This is a genomic window from Streptomyces sp. R28, assembly GCF_041052385.1.
Classification (GTDB): domain Bacteria; phylum Actinomycetota; class Actinomycetes; order Streptomycetales; family Streptomycetaceae; genus Streptomyces.
The window spans coordinates 888,364-907,392 of sequence record NZ_CP163439.1 but is presented as its reverse complement, the minus strand read 5'-3'; the positions used below and the strand labels follow the sequence as shown (position 1 = coordinate 907,392).

Sequence of the window (19,029 nt, the reverse complement as noted above, 5' to 3'; positions counted from 1 at the left end):
GGGGAAAATGTGGCGAGGCGCTGGAAATGCGTCCTGGGGGGACTTTTGGGGGGAGCGTTCGCCGTGCGATCCAAGAGCGCCATCACGATTCACAGACCCGACGAACTGAGCGAACCGCTGCGCCGGGCGTGGCACCGGGCGATGGACGAGTCGCCCGACTACGCCAACCCCTTCCTGGCGCCGGAGTTCGCCGTCGGAGTCGGCAGGTGCCGCGGTGGGGCGCGGGTGGCGGTGCTGGACGAGGACGGGGAGGCCGTCGGCTTCCTCCCGTACGAGCGCACCGCCTTCGGTGTCGGGCGGGCCATCGGTCTCGGACTCTCCGACTGCCAGGCCCTCGTGCACCGTCCGGGCGTCACCTGGGACACCCGGGAACTGCTGCGGGCCTGCGGACTGTCCGTCTTCGAGTTCGATCACCTCGTCGAGGAGCAGAAGCCCTTCGGTCCGTACGTCACCGGCACGTTCGCCTCTCCCGTGCTCGACCTGAAGCCCGGCGAGGGCGACTACGCGCAGTGGCTGCGCGCCACGTACCCCGGACAGGCCAAGACGACGCTGAAGAAGGAGCGGCGCCTGGGCCGGAACGTGGGCGAGGTGCGGTTCGTCTACGACGAGCGCGACCCGCGGGTGCTGCGCACGCTCATGCGGTGGAAGTCCGCCCAGTACCGCAGGACGGGGCGGATGGACCGGTTCTCCAAGCCGTGGATCGTCGACCTCGTCGAGCACCTCTTCCAGGTCCGCGAGGAACACTTCACCGGCATCCTGTCCGTGGTCTACGCCGGTGACCGGCCGGTCGCCGCGCACTTCGGGCCGAGGTCGCGGACGGTCTTCGCGGCCTGGTTCACCGCCTACGACCCCGAGTTCAGCTACTACTCGCCCGGACTGATGATGCACCTGCGGATGGCCGACGCCGCGGGCCGGGACGGCGTGACGCTGATGGACATGGGGCGCGGCGAGAAGGAGTACAAGGACTGGCTGAAGACCCGTGAGCTACGGGTGGCCGAAGGGTTCGCGGTGCGCCCGCACCCCGTGGCGGCGGCACACCGGCTGTGGCGCAGACCCGTGCGCGGCCTGAGAAACACGGTCCTGGCCCACCCCGGACTGCGCGATCCCGCCGACCGGCTGCTGAAGACGGTCGGCACGCTGCGCACCTCGGGCCCGGCCCACTCGTCAGGAACGGGAGCACGCGCCCGCTGAGCGGGGCCCGCTCTCGTCACACGCAACGCGTCGGCGTCGTGTCCATGGCGCCCCGCGGTCTCGGATCCTCCTGCACGGCGGCCTGATCGACGCGCGCCGGCGTGCACCGCCCGCCTCGGGCGACCCCTCCTCGTACCCTTCCACGGAAGAGGTGACCATGCCGTACGGATCGCGGCTCGCCGCGATGATGACACGGCGCATCGGACGCGAATGCGTCTACACGCCCTCGGCCCGACTGGCCCTGTACCTGGCGCTGCGGCGCTGGTGCCGGCCGGGCGGACGGGTGCTGATGTCCCCGGTGAACGACGACGTGATCCTCTTCGTCGTCCTCGCGGCCGGACTGCGCCCCGTACAAGCCCCCGTGTCCCAGTGGGACGGCAACATCGACCCGGCCGCCGTACCGGAGTCCACCTGGCGGAACGTGGACGCCGTCCTGACCACGAACCTGTACGGCGTGCCGGACCGGGTCGTCGAACTGCGCCGCCGCTGCGACGAGTTGGGGATCCCGCTGATCGAGGACGCGGCGCACGCCATCGGCACGCATGTCGACGGGCAGCCGATCGGCACCTTCGGCGAGGCGGCGGCGTTCAGCCTGTCCAAGCACGTGGCGGGGATGGCCGGCGGTTTCCTGGCCGTCGACGACGCGCGCACCCGGCGGGAGTTGGAGCTGCTGCGCGACGATCTGCTGACGCCGCGCCGCCTGCGCGCCGACCTGTCCACCACACTGCGCCCGCTGGCCCGGTCCGCCGTACGCTCGCTGCATCTGGCGCGTCCCGTGTGGCGCACGATGCAGCGCCTGCGACTGCTGGAGCGGGACGACTTCCGCATGGCCCTGCACGCACCCCGCCTCGCCCGCAGCGCACGCCACGCGCCGAGCCTGACCGCGTACGAGCCCTGGGTACGGGTCGACCTGCACGCCTTCCGCAGCCGCCACGGAGCCCTGGTCCGGGGACAGTTGGAGCTGCGGATGGCCATGCTCGACGGCGACCTCGCCCGCCGCAGGGCCGGCGTCTCACTGCTGTCCGGCACCACCTGGGCCAGCCCGGCCCTGCGCGACCGGGTGGGCGACGGCCCGCCACCCCTGTTCCGGGTACCGCTCCTCGTCCACGACCGAGACGCTCTCCTCGAACGCCTGGTGAACCACGGCGTGGTCGCGGGGTACGTCTACGACCCACCGCTCGACGACTACGCGGGCGCCGAGTTCGTCGAACCGTCCCCCGCCCCCGCGGCCGCCCGCTGGTTCGCCGCGCACGCCCTGCCGGCCGACCCCCTCCTGGCCCGCAGGATCGCAGGCGCCCTGACGAAGGAGCGGGCGACCACCGCGCACCCTCCGATCCCGGCCCCGCCCGTCCTCGACCCCACGACTTCGCCGCCCACCCCCCTGGGCCAGTAGAGGCCATGTCCCGGGTGCCCGGCGGCGTCGGCCCGCGCCGCCCGGCCCCACTTTGCCTACCCTGGAGGTGTGGCCCGTCCGAACGACGAGGTCGCCGCGCTGCTCCAGGAGTACGCGGACCTGATCTCGATCACCGGAGGCGACGCGTTCAAGGCGCGCGTCTACGAGAAGGCCGCCCGGGCGATCGGCGGTCACCACGCCGACGTGTCCACGCTCGACGTCAAGGGCCTCAAGGAGATCCCCAACGTCGGCAAGTCGATCGCCGAGAAGGTCGTCGAGTACTTCTCCAGCGGAAGCGTCTCGGCCGTCGAGGAACTACGGGCGAAGATCCCCGCCGGGGTCCGGCAGCTCACCGCCATCCCCACGCTCGGCCCGAAGAAGGCCCTGGTCATCTACCAGGAGCTGGGCATCTCCACGACCGAGGAACTCGCCGACGCCATCCACGAGGAGCGGCTGCGCGACCTGAAGGGCTTCGGGCCGAAGACGGAGGAGAACATCCTGCACGGCATCGGCCTGCTGCAGTCCTCCGGCGACCGCGTCCTGATCGACGTCGCCATGAGCCTCGCCGAGGACATCGTCGCCGAGATGTCGCAGGTCACCGGCTGCCAGCGCTGCTCCTACGCCGGATCGCTGCGCCGCGTGCGCGAGACGATCGGCGACATCGACATCCTCGTCGCGGCGAAGAGGTCCGAGCCCGTGATGCGGGCCTTCACCGAGCTGCCGTACGTCTCGGAGGTCATCGCACACGGCGAGAAGAAGACGTCGATCCGCACCGGCAAAGGCCTCCAGGTCGACCTGCGGGTCGTACCGCCGGATTCCTGGGGCGCGGCACTGCAGTACTTCACCGGCTCCAAGGCGCACAACATACGCACCCGGGAGATGGCCGTCCACAAGAAGCTCAAGCTCTCCGAGTACGGCCTCTTCGACACCGAGACCGGCAAGAAGATCGTCTCCGAGACCGAGGAGGACGTGTACGCCCGGCTCGGCCTGCCCTGGATCCCGCCCACCCTGCGCGAGGACCGGGGCGAGATCGAGGCCGGGCTGCGCGGCGAGCTGCCCGAGCTGGTCCAGGAGAAGGACATCCGGGGTGATCTGCACACCCACACCGACCTCACCGACGGTCTCGCCCCGCTGGAGGAGATGGTCGCCGCGGCCGCCGAGCGCGGCTACGCCTACTACGCGGTCACCGACCACGGCCCCGACATGGCCATGCAGCGGATGACCGACGAACGGATCATGGCCCAGCGCGCACGCGTCTGCGAGCTCGACGGAGAGTACGGCAAGCGTGGAAGGCGCGCCGGCATGCGGGTGCTGCACGGCGCGGAGCTGAACATCGGCCCCGAGGGCGACGTGGACTGGCCGCCCGAGTTCCTCGCCGGCTTCGACCTGTGCGTGGCCTCGGTGCACTCGCACTTCAACCAGGAGCGTGCGGCGCTGACCCGGCGGATCGTGCGGGCCTGTGAGAACCCGCACGTCCACATCATCGGCCACCCCACCACCCGCCTCCTCGGCAGGCGGCCCGGCATCGACGCCGACCTCGACGCGGTCTTCGCCGCCTGCGCGCGCACCGGCACGGCCCTGGAGATCAACTCCCACCCCGACCGGCTCGACCTGCGCGACGAGGACATCCTGCGGGCCCGGCGGCACGGCGTGAAGTTCGCCGTCGACAGCGACGCCCACGCCGTCATCCACCTGGCCAACCTGCGCTACGGCGTGGGCACGGCACAGCGCGGCTGGCTCAGCAAGGACGACGTGATCAACACCTGGCCGCTGACCCGGCTTCGGCGCTTCCTGGACAAGGGCTGACCTCGGGCAAGGGGCTTGCGAGGGCGCCGAGCGTGGACGGCTCTTGCTCGTGTGCGAGTCGTGCAGGTTGAAACTCGTGCGAAACAAAGGCTTGTAGCGAGATTTAACGAGGGTTAGTTTAACCGTCACTCGAAGCCGGATCCCGGGCTCCCGAGGGCTGTTTCCTGCGTGTTCGCCCTTTTCACCGAGGAGTAGTGCCATGCCAGTTGACAAGCTTCAGGTGTCCCGCCGGGGTTTCCTCGGCCTGGGACTCGCGGCCGGCGTCGTGACGCTCACCGCGTGCGGTTCCGGCAGCGGAAGTTCGAGCGGCCCGCTCGTCATGACCGTCTGGGGCGGTGACGCCGACCGCAAGACGTACCAGAAGCGCATCGACCTGCTGGTGAAGAAGTACCCGGAGCTGAAGGTCAAGCTCCAGCTGATACCCAGCGACGCGTACGCCCAGAAGGTGCAGACGATGATCGCGGGCGGCAGCGGCCCGGACATCATGCAGGTCGCCGAGAGTGTCAACACCTACTCCAGCAAGAACCAGCTCCTGCCCCTCGACGACCTCGCCAAGAAGGCCGGCCTCGACACCGAGAAGCGGTTCGGCCCGGTCGGCTCCATCTACACGTACGAGGACAAGCTGTACGCGATCCCGGACCGCTCCGGCGCGATCACCGTGTACTACAACAAGGACCTGTACGAGAAGAAGGGCATCAAGGCGCCCACCGCCGACTGGACCTGGGACGACGCGCTCGACGCCTTCAAGGAACTCACCGTCCCCGGCAAGCAGTGGGGTTACACCGGCGCCGAGTGGTATCCGCAGTGGTGGAGCCTGGCGTACCAGAACGGCGGCACCATCATCGACGCCGACGGCCGCCCCGCCGTCGACAGCGACGAGGTCGTCGAGGCGCTGCAGTGGGCCGGCGACCTCGTCTACAAGCACAAGGTGGCGCCGAGCAAGGCGGACTACGCCGACATGGGCTCCGAGGTCGGCGGCGACCAGGCCTTCCCGATGCAGAAGTGCGCCACGCACGCCAACGGCTTCTGGGTCACCGCCGGTCTGACGGACGCGAAGTTCGCGTGGGACATCGCGCCGATCTGGCGCGGCAAGAAGCAGGCCGTGTCCGCGTTCGGCAGCGGCCTGGCCATCTCCCGCACCTCCAAGCAGCGCGACGACGCCTTCAAGGCGATCGACTTCCTCACCTCGGACGCGGCGCAGCAGCAGATCATCGGCGACGGCGAGGACGTGCCGGCCAGCCTCGCGGTACAGCAGAGCGAGGCGTTCCTCAAGCCCTCGTGGATGAAGACCGACGTCAACATGGGGGCGTTCGCCGAGTCCAGCGACTTCATCTTCCGCGCGCCGTTCATCCCCGAGTGGAACGAGATGACGGCGGCCATCGACGCCGGCCTCGCGGACTTCTGGCTCGGCAAGGAGAGCGCCAAGAAGGCGCTGACCGCCCTGCAGAAGAACCTTGAGTCCATCATCAAGTCCGCGGGATGACCAGCGATGGCAACCATCTCGAAGACGGCCTCGACGGATGTCCCGAAGACCGGGACGTCCTCGAAGCGGCGGCGCCGTGAGGCGCTCTGGTTCTATCTGTTCGTCTCACCGTGGCTGATCGGGTTCCTGGTCTTCCTGTTCGGGCCGATGATCGCGTCGCTCTACTACTCGATGACCGACTGGGACTCGTTCACCGACCCCGTATGGGTCGGGTTCCAGAACTACGTCACGCTGATCACCGACGACCCCAGGTTCTGGAAGGCGCTGTGGCACACCTTCTACTACGCGGCGGTCTCGGTCCCGCTCGGTCTGGTGCTCGGCCTGTGGCTGGCGAATCTGCTCAACAAGCAGGTGCGCGCCAGGAAACTGCTGCGCACGCTGATCTATCTGCCGACCCTGGTGCCGCTCGTCGCCACGGCGATGATCTTCCGGCAGGTGCTCGCCCCGAACGGCCCGTTCAATGACGCCCTCGGCCTGCTCGGCATCTCGGGCCCGTCCTGGCTGCTCGACGGGGACTGGGCGACCCCCGCGCTGATCGTGATGTCGGCATGGAGCGCGGGCGCCGCGACGGTGCTGCTGCTCGCCGCCATGAAGGGCATCCCGAAGGAGCTGTACGAGGCGGGCGAGGTCGACGGCGCGAGCGCGGTACGGCAGTTCTGGAGCATCACGCTGCCACACCTGACCCCGATCATCTTCTTCAACCTGATCATGGGGATGATCGGCGCCTTCCAGGTCTTCGCCCAGGTCTACATCCTGGTGCCCAAGGGCAAGCTGCCCGCGGCCTACGCCGGGGCCGAGACGATGGTGCCGTACCTCTTCGACCAGGCCTTCGGCAACTACCACATGGGGTACGCGTCGGCGATCTCCTGGCTGCTGTTCCTCGTGGTCCTCGTCTTCACGCTGATCGCGTTCCGCACCGCCCGGCGCTGGGTGTTCTACGAAACAGAGGTGAAGTGATGGCCGGCCTCCTGACCACCCCGGCGCCGCAGCGAACGCGGGAGGGTGCACCGATGGGCAAGGCCCGTCGGGGACAAGGCCCCGGCAGGCTACGGGCGTTCCGGGCCACCCCGTTCACGTACGCGACGCTGATCGTCGTGGCGGCGATCCTCACCATGCCGCTGGTGTTCGTCGGCTCCATCGCGCTCTCCAGTGACGCGACGGTGAACACCAACTCCTTCACCCTCTTCCCGACCGAGTTCCACTGGGAGAACTTCACCCGGGTCTTCGGCTCCGAGCTGCCGATGGGCCGCTTCCTGATCAACTCCGTGATCATCTCGCTCTGTTCGGTCGCCGGGCAGATGCTCTCCAGCGGACTGGTCGGCTACGCCTTCGCCCGCCTGCGGGCCCCCGGCAAGAACACGCTGTTCCTGATCGTCATCGCCACCATGATGATCCCGACGCAGATCACGATGATCCCGCAGTTCATCCTCTTCCGGGACCTGGGCTGGGTGAACACCTATCTGCCGCTGATCGTCCCGAACTTCTTCTCCAACGCCTTCAACGTCTTCCTGGTACGGCAGTTCGTGTCCCGGCTGCCCAGCCAGCTCGACGAGGCGGCCATGGTGGACGGCCTCGGCTTCTTCGGCATCTACCGCCGGATCATGCTGCCGATGCTGTGGCCGGTGCTGATCGCGATCGGCATCTTCACCCTGACCCACACCTGGGGCGACTTCATGGGCCCGCTGATCTATCTGAACGACGAGTCCAAGATGCCGCTGTCGCTGGGCATCCAGTACATCACCAGCACCTCGGCGGCGGGCCAGTCACCGTCGTGGAACCTGGTGATGGTCGGCTCGATCCTGCTCGCACTGCCCATGATCATCGTCTACTACCTCGGCCAGAAGTACCTGTACGAAATGGACATCAGTGGCGGAAGCGCGGGAGTGAAGTGACCACCATCCACGTAGACGGCCAGAGCGTGTGGATCGACGGCCGCCCCCGCACCCTGCTGTGCGCGTCCCTGTTCTACTTCCGCCTCCCGCGGGAGCAGTGGCGCGAGCGGCTGGAACAGGTGCGGGCGTCGGGGTACACCTGCGTCGACGTCTATCTGCCCTGGAACTTCCACGAGTTGGCGCCCGGCCGCTGGTCCTTCGAGGGCCGGCGGGACGTCGCCGCCTTCCTGGACCTCGCGCAGGAGGCGGGCCTGTACGTCATCGCGCGGCCGGGCCCGTACATCTGCTCCGAGTGGGACGGCGGCGCGCTGCCCGCATGGCTGGGCCTGGACGCCGAGTTGGGGGTCCGTCAGAACGAGCCCCGCTATCTGGAGAAGGTCACCGCGTGGTTCGACCAGGTGCTGCAGCTGCTGGCGGAGCGCCAGTACGGGGCGGGCGGCTCGGTGATCATGGTGCAGCTGGAGAACGAGCTGGACTTCTTCGACTGCACGGACCGCCCTGGATACATCACCGCCCTGCGGGACATGGCACTTCGGCACGGCATCACCGTGCCGCTGATCGCCTGCTCCGGACAGGGCGACCTCGCGGGCGCCACAGGGGATGTGGACGGTGTCGTACCGGCCTGCAACTTCTACCCGGACGACGACTCCCCGGACATCGAGGCCGAGGTGCGCCGCTATGCCGCTCTGGTCGCGGAGCGCGGGGTGCCGTTGCTGGTCACCGAGACGAACCGGCGCCACCGGACGCTGCGGCGGGTGCTGGCGAGCGGCGCCAAGCTGATCGCGCCGTATCTCCAGTCGTCCGGCTGGAACTTCGGGTACACCCCGTCGAGCGGCAACTGGGGGCGCCCCGGCAACTTCATGAGCCACGGCTACGACTTCGGCGGATACGTCACGTCCACCGGCGTCGCACGGCCGGAGTACGCCGAGGCGCAAGTGCTCGCACGGGTCGTCGAGGTGTGGGGCGACCGGCTGGCGCTCGCCGTCCCGGGGGCGGCGGACACCGAGGTGGCCTGCGACTTCCCGACGAGCTCGGAGCCGGCCGCCCTGAACCTGCCGGAGGGCGGCCGCTTGGTGGCCGTATCGCATCTGGGAACGGAGCCGGGCACGGCGGTCGTCCGGGGCGTGCCGGTCGCGGTCGTGCCGGGGTCCTGCCCTTTGATGGCGGTGGACGTACCGTTGCGGCCCTGGGGCTCGGCGGCGACCCTGACGCTGGCCTCGGCGGATCTCGTGGCGGCGACGGACGGGGTGCTGGTGTTCTCCTCCGACGTGCCGGTCACCGTCGTACTGGACGGGACACCGACCGAGATCCCGGTGGCCGGCAGCGGGACCGCGGCGGGAGTGACACTCGTCGTGCTGTCGTCGGCGGACGCCGCGCGACTGCGGTCGGTCGCCCCCGACGGCACCGTGCACCTCACCGACGCGCCGCAGCAGCCCGAAAAGGCCGAGCGCACCGCAGTGCGCGAGGTGCGACGGCGCTCCGGCACGGCCCCCGAGAACCCGGCCGGGCTGCACGCGCTGCCGCCCACGCTGGAGTCGCTCGGGGTGTACCGGGGCCGGGGCGCCTACCGGACGACCACGGATCTGACGGACGTCGACGCGCTGCTGCTCACCGGCGCGGCCGACATCGTCGACCTGACGGTGGCGGGACGGACCCACCCGCCGATCGCCGGGTTCGGCGCGGCGCGGCGCATCGATGTGCGGGACGTGACGGGCAGTGTCGCGATCGAGGCCGTCGTGGAGATCTGGGGCCACGCCAACTTCGACGACGCCCGCCTGCCCGCGCTCCGCCTCGGCGCACTGCGGGGCCTCGGCACCCTCTGGAAGGTCCGGGACACCACGGACGTGTCGGCCCTGTGGACGGTGCACGGCCACTGGGCCGGGGCTCCCGCGCCAACCCGGGTGCTCGGGGGCTGGAGCAGCACCCGCATCGCGGCGCCGGTCACCTACACCCGTACGGTCCACTCGCCCACCCCGTCGGCGCTGCATCTGCGCGGGGTCGTCGAACCGCTGCGGGTGAGCGTGGACGAGGGAGAGCCGGAGACCGTCCACACCGAGAACCCCTGGGTGCTGCTGTCCGCCGGCACCCACCAGGTCTCGGTCACCCTGCCGCACCACCCGAGCGGGGCCGGCCTGCGCGCCGAACTGTTCGCGCTCGACGCCGTACGGGACTGGTCGTGCGCGGTGCAGGACGACGAACTGCTGACCGGGTTCGCCGCCGGCTCCGGCCTTACGGAGGAGGTACGGCTCCCGCTGGTGCTGAAACCGGGGGAGGAGGCATGGCTCGACGTCGACCTGCCGGCGTCGCCCGACGGATATCTGGTCCGGCTGGACGCCACGCAGGTCCGGGTGACCGGATGGGCCGGCGGAGAGTGCGTGGGGCGCGTCTGGGCCGGCGACCGGCCCGACTTCTCGGGCGGTGACCCCGACGCGCTCTGGGTACCGCCGAACTGGCCGGGCCTGACCCTGCTCGCCCAGGGTATGGAGGGGCGTGACACGCCGGAGCTCCGTACGCTGTGGCTGGGGGGACCGACCGACTGAGGGGGAGTACCGGTGGCCCGGCACACGGCCCGAGACCTTCGCAGCGAGAACCGTTTCGAGGTGCTGCACGCGCTGTTCGACCTCGGGCCGTCCTCCCGCCAGGAACTCGCCCGGCACACGGGCCTCAGCCAGGCCACCGTGACGACACTGGCCGGCCAGTTCCTGGCGGAGGGCGTGCTGCACATCGCCGCCGTGGAGCGCAACGCCGTGGGACGGCCGTACGAACGGCTCACGATCAACCCGGACCGGGGCCGCATCGTCGGTGTCGACGTCGCCGAGACCTACGTCGAGGCCACGGTGTACGACCTCGCTCTCGGCGTGCTGAGCCGGCACGAGACGGCCCTCGACGAGGACCGATACGACCAGGCGTACGTCGTCGACGGCATCGTCGGCGCGATCGAGGCGGCCCTGGACGCGGACGGGACCGAGCGCGACCGGATCGTGGGAGTCGGGGTCAGCATGCCGGGCCACGTGCACCACGACGCCGGGGTCTCCGTCTTCGCGCCGAACTGGGACTGGCACGACGTCCACATCGAGGAACTGCTGGCCGAGCGGCTGCGGTTGCCGGTGTACGTCGACAATCCGCTCAAGGCGGCGATCCTGTCCGAGATGTGGTTCGGCGTCGGGCGCGTCGTCGACAGCATGGCCGTGGTCAACATCGGCACCGGAGCCGGAGCGGGCATCGCCATCGAGGGCACCCTGGTCCGCGGCATCACCAACAACGCCGGCGAATGGGGACACACCCTCCTGATGCTGGACGGCCGCCCGTGCCGCTGCGGCCGGCACGGGTGCGTGGAGGCGTACGTCGGCGCTCCCGGCCTGGAGGTGACGCTGGCCGAGATCGACCCGTCCCATCCGGCGCTGGGGCAGCCCGGGCAGCGGGACTTCGCCGAGACCGTCGTCGGCGGCCTGGCCGCGGGGGACCCGGTGCTGCGGGAGCTCGTCCGGCGCACGGGCCGCTATCTCGCCGCCGCCCTCGGCGACCTCGTCAACCTGCTCAACGTCCCGAAGGTGACTCTCACCGGCTGGCTGCCCAAGGTGCTGGCCCCGTGGCTCGTCCCCGCCGTACGGGACGAACTGCCCCATCACGTGCTGCCGGGTTCCCTGCCCGGCCTCACCGTCGAGGTGTCCGAGGTGCCCGGCAACGCCGTGTGCCTGGGCATGGCCGCCTTCACCCTGGAGCAGTTCCTCGCCCGGCTCGGCCTGGTCAGCCAGGCCCGGACCCGGCCGCAGCCGGGTGCCGAGACCGCCCAGCCGATCGGCTGACGTGCCCGCCGGCAGCGGCCGTCTGCCCCGCTGCGGCGACGAGCGGTCAGAAGCCGCTTTCTCCGGACGCCTCATCCATGGCGAGGTTCCGAGGTGCGGTCAACGGCCCGTCGCCAGGCCCGAGTTGCGTCCCGCCGCAGCTCCTGACCTCTGCGCAATCTTCGTCCGTTTGAGCGGGAGGCGATGAGGGGAGCGTGCGGGGGTGAGCCGAGCCGAACGGGTCAAGGCTTTGCTCATGTCGCCGCAGAGGGGTTGTCCTGACATTAGGTCCCTGCCTAGGGTCGCCTCGAAGTGCAAGCGCTTTCTGAAGCGGGCTGTCCCCGGCCGTCCGAGGAGAACTGCATGTCCCCAAGCACCGCCCGCCGCCGCGTCGCCGTGATCGGCACCGGCGCCATCGTCAGCGGCAGCCATCTCCCCGCCCTGAGACATCACGCGGACCGGGTGGAGCTGGTCGCCGCCGTCGACGTGGACGCGGCCCGGCTGGACGCCTTCCGGGAGCTCGCGGGCGAGGACGTCGCCGGGTACACCTCGACGGGCGACATGCTGGACGCCGTACGCCCCGACCTGGTCCTGATCGGCACGCCGCCGTCGCTGCACCGGGAGCAGACGGTCGCCGCGCTCAAGGCGGGCGCCTGGGTACTGTGCGAGAAGCCGCTGTGTCTGTCGCTCGCCGAGTACGACGAGATCGCGGCGGCCGAGGAGGCGTCGGGGGCGTACGCGTCGGTCGTCTTCCAGCACCGCTACGGCTCCGGCGCCGTGCACGCCCGTGAGCTGATCGCGAGCGGTGAGCTGGGCGCCCCGCTGGTCGCGCACTGCCAGACGACCTGGCACCGGGACGCCGCGTACTACGCGGTGCCGTGGCGCGGGCGGTGGGTCACCGAGGGCGGCGGGCCGACGATGGGGCACGGCATCCACCAGTTCGACCTGCTGCTGCACCTGCTCGGGCCGTGGGCGGAGATCCGGGCCATGGCCGCGCGCCTGGTCCACGACACCGAGAGCGAGGACGTCTCGACGGGCCTCGTGCGGTTCGAGAACGGTGCCCTCGCCACCGTCGTCAACAGCGTGCTCTCCCCGCACGAGGTGAGCCGCATCCGCATCGACTGCGCCGACGCGACGGTCGAGCTCACCCACCTGTACGGCCACCGCAACGACGACTGGGTCTACACCCCGGCCCCGCACGTCCCCTCCGAGCGCGCCATCGCCTGGCGCACCCCGGCCGCGGACCTGCCCAGCTCGCACACGGCACAGCTCGGCGCCCTCCTCGACGCCTACGACCACGGTGTCCGACCGCCCGGCAGCGGCCCCGAGGCCAGGGTCACCCTCGACTTCGCCGCAGGCCTCTACAAGGCCGCGTTCACAGGCCGGCCGGTGCTCGCGGGCGAGATCCGGCCCGGTGACTCCTTCTACCCGGCCATGCACGGCGACCACCCCCACTGGGCCCCCAAGGAGCGCGCATGAGCATCCGCGTCACCCACGTCGACGGTGACCACATCGCCGTCGAGGCGGCAGGCGGCACGGAGATCCTCCGCTACGTCTACCGCCCCGACCCGGAGCCCTTCGAGTCCCGCAAGCCCTACGCGCACCCCGTGCGCACCCTCGCCGGACGCACCGTGACCGGCTACCGGCCGAATGACCACCGCTGGCACAAGGGCCTGCAGATGACGGCGAGCCATCTGTCCGGGCAGAACTTCTGGGGCGGCAACTGCTATGTCCACGGCGAGGGTTACCTCGCCCTGCCCGAGCGCGTCGGCTCCATGCGGCACGACGGCTTCGCCGGCTTCGCGGTCGAGGACGACCGGCTCGCCTTCACCGAGGAGTTGACCTGGGTCGAGAACGGCGGTGAGGAGTGGGCGCGCGAGGTGCGCGGGCTGACCGTCCACTCGGTGGACGAGGCGGCCGGTGCCTGGGCCCTGGACTGGTCGATCCGGCTCACCAACCTCCGTGCCGAGCCGCTGGTCTTCGGCTCGCCCACCACCGCCGGCCGTGAGATGGCCGGGTACACCGGACTCCAGTGGCGCGGCCCCCGGGACTTCACCGGCGGCACCGCCTTCGGCCCCGACCTCGACGGGGGAGCGGGCGCGGACGCGGGCAAGCTGATGGGCACGCAGGGCCCATGGCTGGCCTTCACCACCGAGCACGACGACGTCGACGGCCACTCCACGCTCGTCTTCGCGCACGCGCCCGAGAACCTCGACGAGAACGCCGCGATCCACGAGTCCCACTGGTTCGTGCGCTCCGAGCCCATCCCGACGGTGGCGTTCTCCTGGGCGTTCTTCGAGGAGTTCGAGCTGCCGCCGGGTGAGTCCTTCGCTTACCGGTACCGCGTCGTCTTCGCCGACGGTGCCTGGGACCGCGAGCGGGTGGCCGCGCATCTTCAGGGGCTGCCGTGGTGAACGAGGCCAAGCCCGCCCTGCCCCACCCGCTGCCCGGCGCCGTCGGCCTGTCCCATCTCAGCGCCTACGACTGGGAGGCCGCCGACGGCGTGTGCGGTGGCAGCCCGCATCTGCACCTGGTGTGCACGGAGGCGTACGTCGTCACCGGCGGCCGGGGTGCCGTGCAGACGCTGAGCCCCGACGGCTACCGGGACATCCCCCTGGAGCCGGGCTCGGTCGCCTGGTTCACGCCCGGGACCGTGCACCGTATGGTCCAGGGCGGCGATCTGCGCATCACCGTGCTGATGCAGAACAGCGGCCTGCCCGAGGCCGGGGACGCCGTCTTCACCTTCCCGCCCGAGGTGCTCGCCGACCCGGAGAAGTACGCGTCCGCCGCGGCGATCCCGCCCGGCACGGGAGCGGACACGGCGGCCGCCGCGCGCCGGCGCAGAGACCTCGCCGTAGCGGGCTATCTCGCCCTGCGCGAGGCCCTCGTCGCCGGTGACGGCGGCCCGTACGCCGAGTTCCAGCGAGCCGCCGCCCGCCTGGTGCGTGCCAAGGTCCCGAACTGGCGGGAGTTGTGGCGGGCGGGTGCGCTGGCCACCGCCGAGCGTACGGGCGCCCAGCTCGACGCGCTGGAGGCGGGTGAGCCGGCGTATCTCGCCGACGCGACCTCGTACGAGACCGCGCCCACCAGGCTCGGCGGCTTCGGCATGTGCGGCCGCCGCGACGAGTACAACCTGCCGGGGACGAGGCTGCCGTACGGCAGCGAATAGCAGGCCGGGGGGGCCGAGGGGGGCCAACAGAAAGTCCGAGGAGAGAAGAGGTGACCTCGGCATGCCCGGACACAGGACAAAGGGGTTCTGCGCGTCGGCCGCCGCACTCGTGCTCTGCACGATGCTGGCCGGCTGCGGAGGATCCGGGGACTCGGTCGGCGGCGGCAAGGTCGTGCTGCGCTACACGTGGTGGGGCAACCCCGACCGCGCGGAACGCACCGAACGGGCCGTCGCCCTGTTCGAGAAACAGCACCCGAACATCCAGGTGCAGACGTCCTTCTCGGCCTACGAGGCCTACAAGCAGAAGCTCGCCACGCAGGCCGCCGGCGGCGACGCCCCCGACGTGATGCAGCTCGACTACCGGCAGATCGACCAGTACGCCTCGGGCGGCGTCTGCTCGACCTCGCCGAGCAGAAGGCCGTCCTGCGCACCGGTGAGATCGACGCGGGCCTGCTCGCCACCGGACGGCTGGACGACACGCAGTACGCGATCCCCCAGGGCCGCGCCACCGAGACCGTCGCCTACGACGTCAAGGCGTGGAAGGCGTCCGGCGTGCCGCTCCCGGGCCGGAGCTGGACCTGGAGCGAGTGGGCCGACGCCATGCGCGCCCTGGCGCAGAAGACCGGCAAGCCCGGCGCCACCGACCCCGGACAGAGCGAGGACAGCTTCGAGGTCTGGCTGCGCGGCCAGGGCAAGTCCCTCTACACCGAGGACGGCGGGCTCGGCTTCACCGCCGACGACCTGACCCGCTGGTGGACCTTCACCGACGAACTCCGGCGCGCGGGCGTCGTCTCGCCCGCCGAGCAGACCACCCAGCTCGACGGCTCCGTGGAGAACACCCCGCTCGGGCGCGGCGAGGCCACGGCGGACGCCAACTGGGATGCTCCGGCCAGCGGTTTCCTCGCCCTCATACCCGGCGGCGTCGCGCTCGCGCCGATGCCGTCCGGGGAGGACGGCACCCCCGGCCAGTACTTCAAGCCGTCGATGTTCCTGGGCGTCGGGGCCAATACTGGCCACCCGAAGGAGGCCGCTCAGCTCGTCGACTTCCTCATCAACGACGAGCAGGCGGCGAAGATCCTCGGCGCCACCCGTGGCATCCCCGTCAACGAGTCCGTCCGCGAGGCGATCGAGCCGCAGCTCAAGGACTTCGACAAGACGATCGCCGACTACCAGGCCTCCCTGGAGGGCTCGCTCAAGGATCCGCCGCAGGCCCCGCCCTCGGGGGACAACGCCCTGCAGGCCACCTTCCAGCGCGACTACGACCAGGTGTCCTACGAGCGCATGTCGCCGCGCGAGGCGGCCGAGAACTACGTCACCGAGGCGAAGGCGGAGCTGAGGTCATGACCACCACCGACATCACCGCGCCCGCCGCCAGGAAACCGGGGGCGGCCACCGCTCCCAAGCGTCGCTCCAAGCGCGAAAGCCAGGGCCCCGCCTGGGTGTTCCTGTCCCCGTGGGTGCTCGGCGCGATCGTCCTGACGCTGCTGCCGATGGCCGTGTCGCTGTACCTGTCCTTCACCGACTACGACCTGTTCAACCCGCCGCGCTGGGTGGGCCTGCGCAACTACGTCCAGATGTTCACCGAGGACCCGCGCTACTGGCGGTCGGTACTGACCACGCTGACGTACGTCGTCATCGCCGTGCCCCTGCAACTCGTCCTCGCCCTCGCCGTCGCGCTCGCCCTGAAGTCCATGAAGCGGGGCAAGGGCTTCTACCGGTCGGCGTTCTACGCCCCGTCCCTGCTGGGCGCTTCCATGTCCATCGCCCTCGTCTGGCGCGCGGTCTTCAACGACGGCGGCACGGTGGACAACCTGCTCGGCACCGGTGGCTGGGTCAACAAGCCCGGCTGGGCGCTGCTCGCCGTGGCCCTGCTGACGGTGTGGCAGTTCGGGGCGCCGATGGTCATCTTCCTGGCCGGCCTCCAGCAGATCCCCGGCGAGCTGTACGAGGCTGCGGCCGTCGACGGGGCCGGGAAATGGCGGCAGTTCCTGTCCGTCACGGTGCCGATGCTGTCCCCGGTCCTGTTCTTCAACCTCGTACTCCAGACCATCCAGGCTTTCCAGGTCTTCACGCCCGCCTTCGCGATCGGCGCCGGCAAGGGCGGCCCCGCCGACTCGACCCTCGTCTACACCCTCTACCTCTACGACCGCGGCTTCGTCGCCTCCCACATGGGCTACGCCTCCGCCATGGCCTGGGTCCTGCTGATCGTGATCGGCGCCGTCACGGCGGTGCTGTTCCGCACCTCGCGCTCCTGGGTCTTCTACGCCTCCGAGGGGGAGCGATGACCACCACCACAACTCCCGCTGTCCGCAAGCCCGTTGCCTGGGGCCGGATCGCCCTGCACCTCGGCTGTCTGGCCGCACTGCTGGTCATGCTCTACCCGCTGGCGTGGCTGCTCGCGACCTCGCTCAAGCCCGCCGACGAGGTCATCGCGAGCCTCGATCTGCTGCCCAGCCACCTGGAGTGGTCGAACTACTCCACCGCCCTGGACGGCGTCAACGACGTTTCCATCTGGCGGCTGCTGTCCAACTCGCTGCTGATCGCGGGCGGCGCGGTGCTCGGCAACGTCATCAGCTGCTCGCTCGCCGCCTACGCCTTCGCGCGCCTGCGATTCCGGTTCCGCGGACCGCTGTTCGCGTTCATGATCGCGACGATCATGCTGCCGCACCACGCGGTGCTGATCCCGCAGTACATCATCTTCAACCAGCTCGGCCTGGTGAACACCTACTGGCCGCTGATCCTGCCGAAGTTCCTCGCCACCGAGGCGTTCTTCGTCTTCCTCATCGTGCAGTTCATGCGCGGCCTGCCGCGCGAGCTGGAGGAGGCGGCCCGTATCGACGGCTGCGGCCCGTTCCGCAGCTTCTTCAAGGTCGTCCTTCCCCTCACCCGGCCCGCGCTGATCACCACGGCGATCTTCACCTTCATCTGGACCTGGAACGACTTCTTCACCCAGCTCATCTACCTCTTCGACCCGGACAAGTTCACCCTCACCCTCGCGCTGCGGTCGTTCGTGGACGCGTCCAGCACGTCGGCGTTCGGCCCGATGTTCGCGATGTCCGTGATCGCGCTGCTGCCGATCGTGCTGTTCTTCCTCGCCTTCCAGCGCCTGCTGGTGGAGGGCATGGCCAGCTCCGGACTCAAGGGGTGAGCGCCATGGGAACACGTGAGCCGGGCGAGGTCTTCGGGCCGCGGATGACCCTGTTCGCCGACGTGCTGAGCGTCGGCCTCGCCACGGCCGTGGCGAGCCTGCCCGTCGTGACGGTCCCGGCCGCGCTGTCGAGTGCGTGCGCGGTGCTGCGGGGCGCTGGGGAGGGGCAACCGGCCACTGCCGGGCGGTACTTCGCGGTACTTCGGCGGCGGCTTCGGGTCGGCGACCTCGCGGCAGGTGCCATAGCCCTGGCCGGAGCGCTGCTGTGCGCCGCCGACCTGGCGCTGGCCGGGGCGGGGCTGCCGGGGGCGCCGCTGTTCGCGGTGGTCGCCGGGGCGATCGGCGCGGCCGCCACGGTGGTCGGCCTCAGGGCCTGCGCGCGTGCCGAGTCGCTGACCGACTGGCCTGGCGCCGTACGCGAGGCGGCGCGGGACGCCGTACAGGATGCGGGCGGAAGCGGCCTGGTGCTGCTCGCCGTCGTCACGGCCGCCCTGTGCGCGTGGATGATGCTGCCGCTCGCCTTCCTGGCTCCGGGGCCGTTGGCCCTGGCGCTCACTGCCGTTCATGTCCGACGGACCGGCATGTCCAAGAGTTAAGGGCGTATTGGGGCACATCTGGTGTGAAGGCGTGGTGCGGGCGTGAATCATCTTGACATGAACCTGCGATCCGACGGGCGGGTCGCAGCCTCATGGAGGTGTGGAATGCGCCGCACACTCGCCACCGGTTATGCCGCCTCAGCCCTCTCCCTCATGGCCGTTGTCGCCACCGCCTCGGCCGCCGACGCCGCGCCCGCCGACAAGCCCCAGGTCCTGGCCAGTTGGACGCAGACCAGCGCGTCCAGCTACAACGCCTGGGTGGCCGCCCGGTCCAACCAGTCCGCTTGGTCCGCCTACGGCTTCGACTGGTCCACCGACTACTGCTCCTCCTCGCCGGACAACCCGTTCGGCTTCCCGTTCTCCACGTCCTGCGCCCGGCACGACTTCGGGTACCGCAACTACAAGGCGCAGGGCACCTTCAGCGCCAACAAGTCACGCCTCGACAGCGCCCTCTACGAGGACCTCAAGCGTGTGTGCACGGGCTACAGCGGTGCGACCAAGTCCGCCTGCAACAGCACGGCTTGGACCTACTACCAGGCCGTGAAGGCCTTCGGCTGACAGTTCGC

Annotated in this window: 15 protein-coding genes and 1 pseudogene; all 16 read left to right on the top strand. The window is 70.4% G+C overall.

Features of this window, described 5'->3' with window-relative positions; translation table 11 throughout:
* The first annotated feature begins 63 nt into the window (after window positions 1-63).
* Entirely contained in the window at window positions 64-1,191 is a 1,128-nt protein-coding gene (locus AB5J49_RS03835; protein WP_369167048.1) for a GNAT family N-acetyltransferase, read from the top strand.
* 157 nt (window positions 1,192-1,348) lie between these two features.
* Window positions 1,349-2,584, top strand: coding sequence for a DegT/DnrJ/EryC1/StrS family aminotransferase (locus tag AB5J49_RS03830; protein ID WP_369167047.1), 1,236 nt, complete (start codon window positions 1,349-1,351; stop codon window positions 2,582-2,584).
* Window positions 2,585-2,653: 69 nt separating this feature from the next.
* Window positions 2,654-4,390, top strand: coding sequence for a DNA polymerase/3'-5' exonuclease PolX (polX, locus tag AB5J49_RS03825; protein WP_369167046.1), 1,737 nt, complete (start codon window positions 2,654-2,656; stop codon window positions 4,388-4,390).
* Between the two features lie 199 nt (window positions 4,391-4,589).
* On the top strand, window positions 4,590-5,873 hold the full coding sequence (locus tag AB5J49_RS03820; protein WP_369167045.1) for a sugar ABC transporter substrate-binding protein: 1,284 nt from the start codon (window positions 4,590-4,592) through the stop codon (window positions 5,871-5,873).
* 6 nt (window positions 5,874-5,879) lie between these two features.
* Window positions 5,880-6,830: a carbohydrate ABC transporter permease gene (locus AB5J49_RS03815; RefSeq protein WP_369167044.1), complete on the top strand. Its 951-nt coding sequence runs from the start codon at window positions 5,880-5,882 to the stop codon at window positions 6,828-6,830.
* Window positions 6,831-6,883: 53 nt separating this feature from the next.
* Window positions 6,884-7,765: a carbohydrate ABC transporter permease gene (locus tag AB5J49_RS03810; protein WP_369167043.1), complete on the top strand. Its 882-nt coding sequence runs from the start codon at window positions 6,884-6,886 to the stop codon at window positions 7,763-7,765.
* On the top strand, window positions 7,762-10,305 hold the full coding sequence (locus AB5J49_RS03805) for a beta-galactosidase (protein ID WP_369167042.1): 2,544 nt from the start codon (window positions 7,762-7,764) through the stop codon (window positions 10,303-10,305). The genes AB5J49_RS03810 and AB5J49_RS03805 overlap by 4 nt, the downstream gene beginning before the upstream one ends.
* Before the next feature lie 12 nt (window positions 10,306-10,317).
* A complete protein-coding gene (locus AB5J49_RS03800; RefSeq protein WP_369167041.1) occupies window positions 10,318-11,571 on the top strand; it encodes an ROK family protein in 1,254 nt (417 codons plus the stop codon).
* Window positions 11,572-11,913: 342 nt separating this feature from the next.
* Complete coding sequence (locus tag AB5J49_RS03795) at window positions 11,914-13,029, top strand: Gfo/Idh/MocA family protein (protein WP_369167040.1); 1,116 nt, start codon at window positions 11,914-11,916, stop codon at window positions 13,027-13,029.
* Window positions 13,026-13,964 (top strand): PmoA family protein, encoded by a 939-nt coding sequence (locus AB5J49_RS03790; protein ID WP_369167039.1) that lies wholly within the window; start codon window positions 13,026-13,028, stop codon window positions 13,962-13,964. The genes AB5J49_RS03795 and AB5J49_RS03790 overlap by 4 nt, the downstream gene beginning before the upstream one ends.
* The gene (locus AB5J49_RS03785) at window positions 13,958-14,719 is read left to right on the top strand and encodes a cupin (protein WP_369167038.1); all 762 of its coding nucleotides are present in this window, start codon (window positions 13,958-13,960) and stop codon (window positions 14,717-14,719) included. The genes AB5J49_RS03790 and AB5J49_RS03785 overlap by 7 nt, the downstream gene beginning before the upstream one ends.
* A gap of 61 nt (window positions 14,720-14,780) precedes the next feature.
* Window positions 14,781-16,063: pseudogene (locus AB5J49_RS03780) on the top strand (ABC transporter substrate-binding protein).
* Window positions 16,060-17,004 (top strand): carbohydrate ABC transporter permease, encoded by a 945-nt coding sequence (locus tag AB5J49_RS03775; RefSeq protein ID WP_369167037.1) that lies wholly within the window; start codon window positions 16,060-16,062, stop codon window positions 17,002-17,004. Before AB5J49_RS03780 ends, AB5J49_RS03775 begins: the two are co-directional and overlap by 4 nt.
* Window positions 17,001-17,867: a carbohydrate ABC transporter permease gene (locus AB5J49_RS03770; protein WP_369167036.1), complete on the top strand. Its 867-nt coding sequence runs from the start codon at window positions 17,001-17,003 to the stop codon at window positions 17,865-17,867. The genes AB5J49_RS03775 and AB5J49_RS03770 overlap by 4 nt, the downstream gene beginning before the upstream one ends.
* A gap of 5 nt (window positions 17,868-17,872) precedes the next feature.
* Window positions 17,873-18,463, top strand: a complete 591-nt coding sequence (locus AB5J49_RS03765; RefSeq protein ID WP_369167035.1) for a hypothetical protein — start codon at window positions 17,873-17,875, stop codon at window positions 18,461-18,463.
* Between the two features lie 105 nt (window positions 18,464-18,568).
* A complete protein-coding gene (locus tag AB5J49_RS03760) occupies window positions 18,569-19,021 on the top strand; it encodes a phospholipase (RefSeq protein WP_369167034.1) in 453 nt (150 codons plus the stop codon).
* Window positions 19,022-19,029: the final 8 nt, after the last annotated feature.

What these genes read in the sequence shown, in the direction of transcription:
- AB5J49_RS03810 (WP_369167043.1), top strand. Translation starts at nt 6,884, where the DNA reads ATGGGCAAGGCCCGTCGGGGACAAGGCCCCGGCAGGCTACGGGCGTTC.
- AB5J49_RS03770 (WP_369167036.1), top strand. Translation starts at nt 17,001, where the DNA reads ATGACCACCACCACAACTCCCGCTGTCCGCAAGCCCGTTGCCTGGGGC.
- AB5J49_RS03815 (WP_369167044.1), top strand. Translation starts at nt 5,880, where the DNA reads ATGGCAACCATCTCGAAGACGGCCTCGACGGATGTCCCGAAGACCGGG.
- AB5J49_RS03775 (WP_369167037.1), top strand. Translation starts at nt 16,060, where the DNA reads ATGACCACCACCGACATCACCGCGCCCGCCGCCAGGAAACCGGGGGCG.
- AB5J49_RS03790 (WP_369167039.1), top strand. Translation starts at nt 13,026, where the DNA reads ATGAGCATCCGCGTCACCCACGTCGACGGTGACCACATCGCCGTCGAG.
- AB5J49_RS03795 (WP_369167040.1), top strand. Translation starts at nt 11,914, where the DNA reads ATGTCCCCAAGCACCGCCCGCCGCCGCGTCGCCGTGATCGGCACCGGC.
- AB5J49_RS03830 (WP_369167047.1), top strand. Translation starts at nt 1,349, where the DNA reads ATGCCGTACGGATCGCGGCTCGCCGCGATGATGACACGGCGCATCGGA.
- AB5J49_RS03765 (WP_369167035.1), top strand. Translation starts at nt 17,873, where the DNA reads ATGGGAACACGTGAGCCGGGCGAGGTCTTCGGGCCGCGGATGACCCTG.
- AB5J49_RS03760 (WP_369167034.1), top strand. Translation starts at nt 18,569, where the DNA reads ATGCGCCGCACACTCGCCACCGGTTATGCCGCCTCAGCCCTCTCCCTC.
- AB5J49_RS03820 (WP_369167045.1), top strand. Translation starts at nt 4,590, where the DNA reads ATGCCAGTTGACAAGCTTCAGGTGTCCCGCCGGGGTTTCCTCGGCCTG.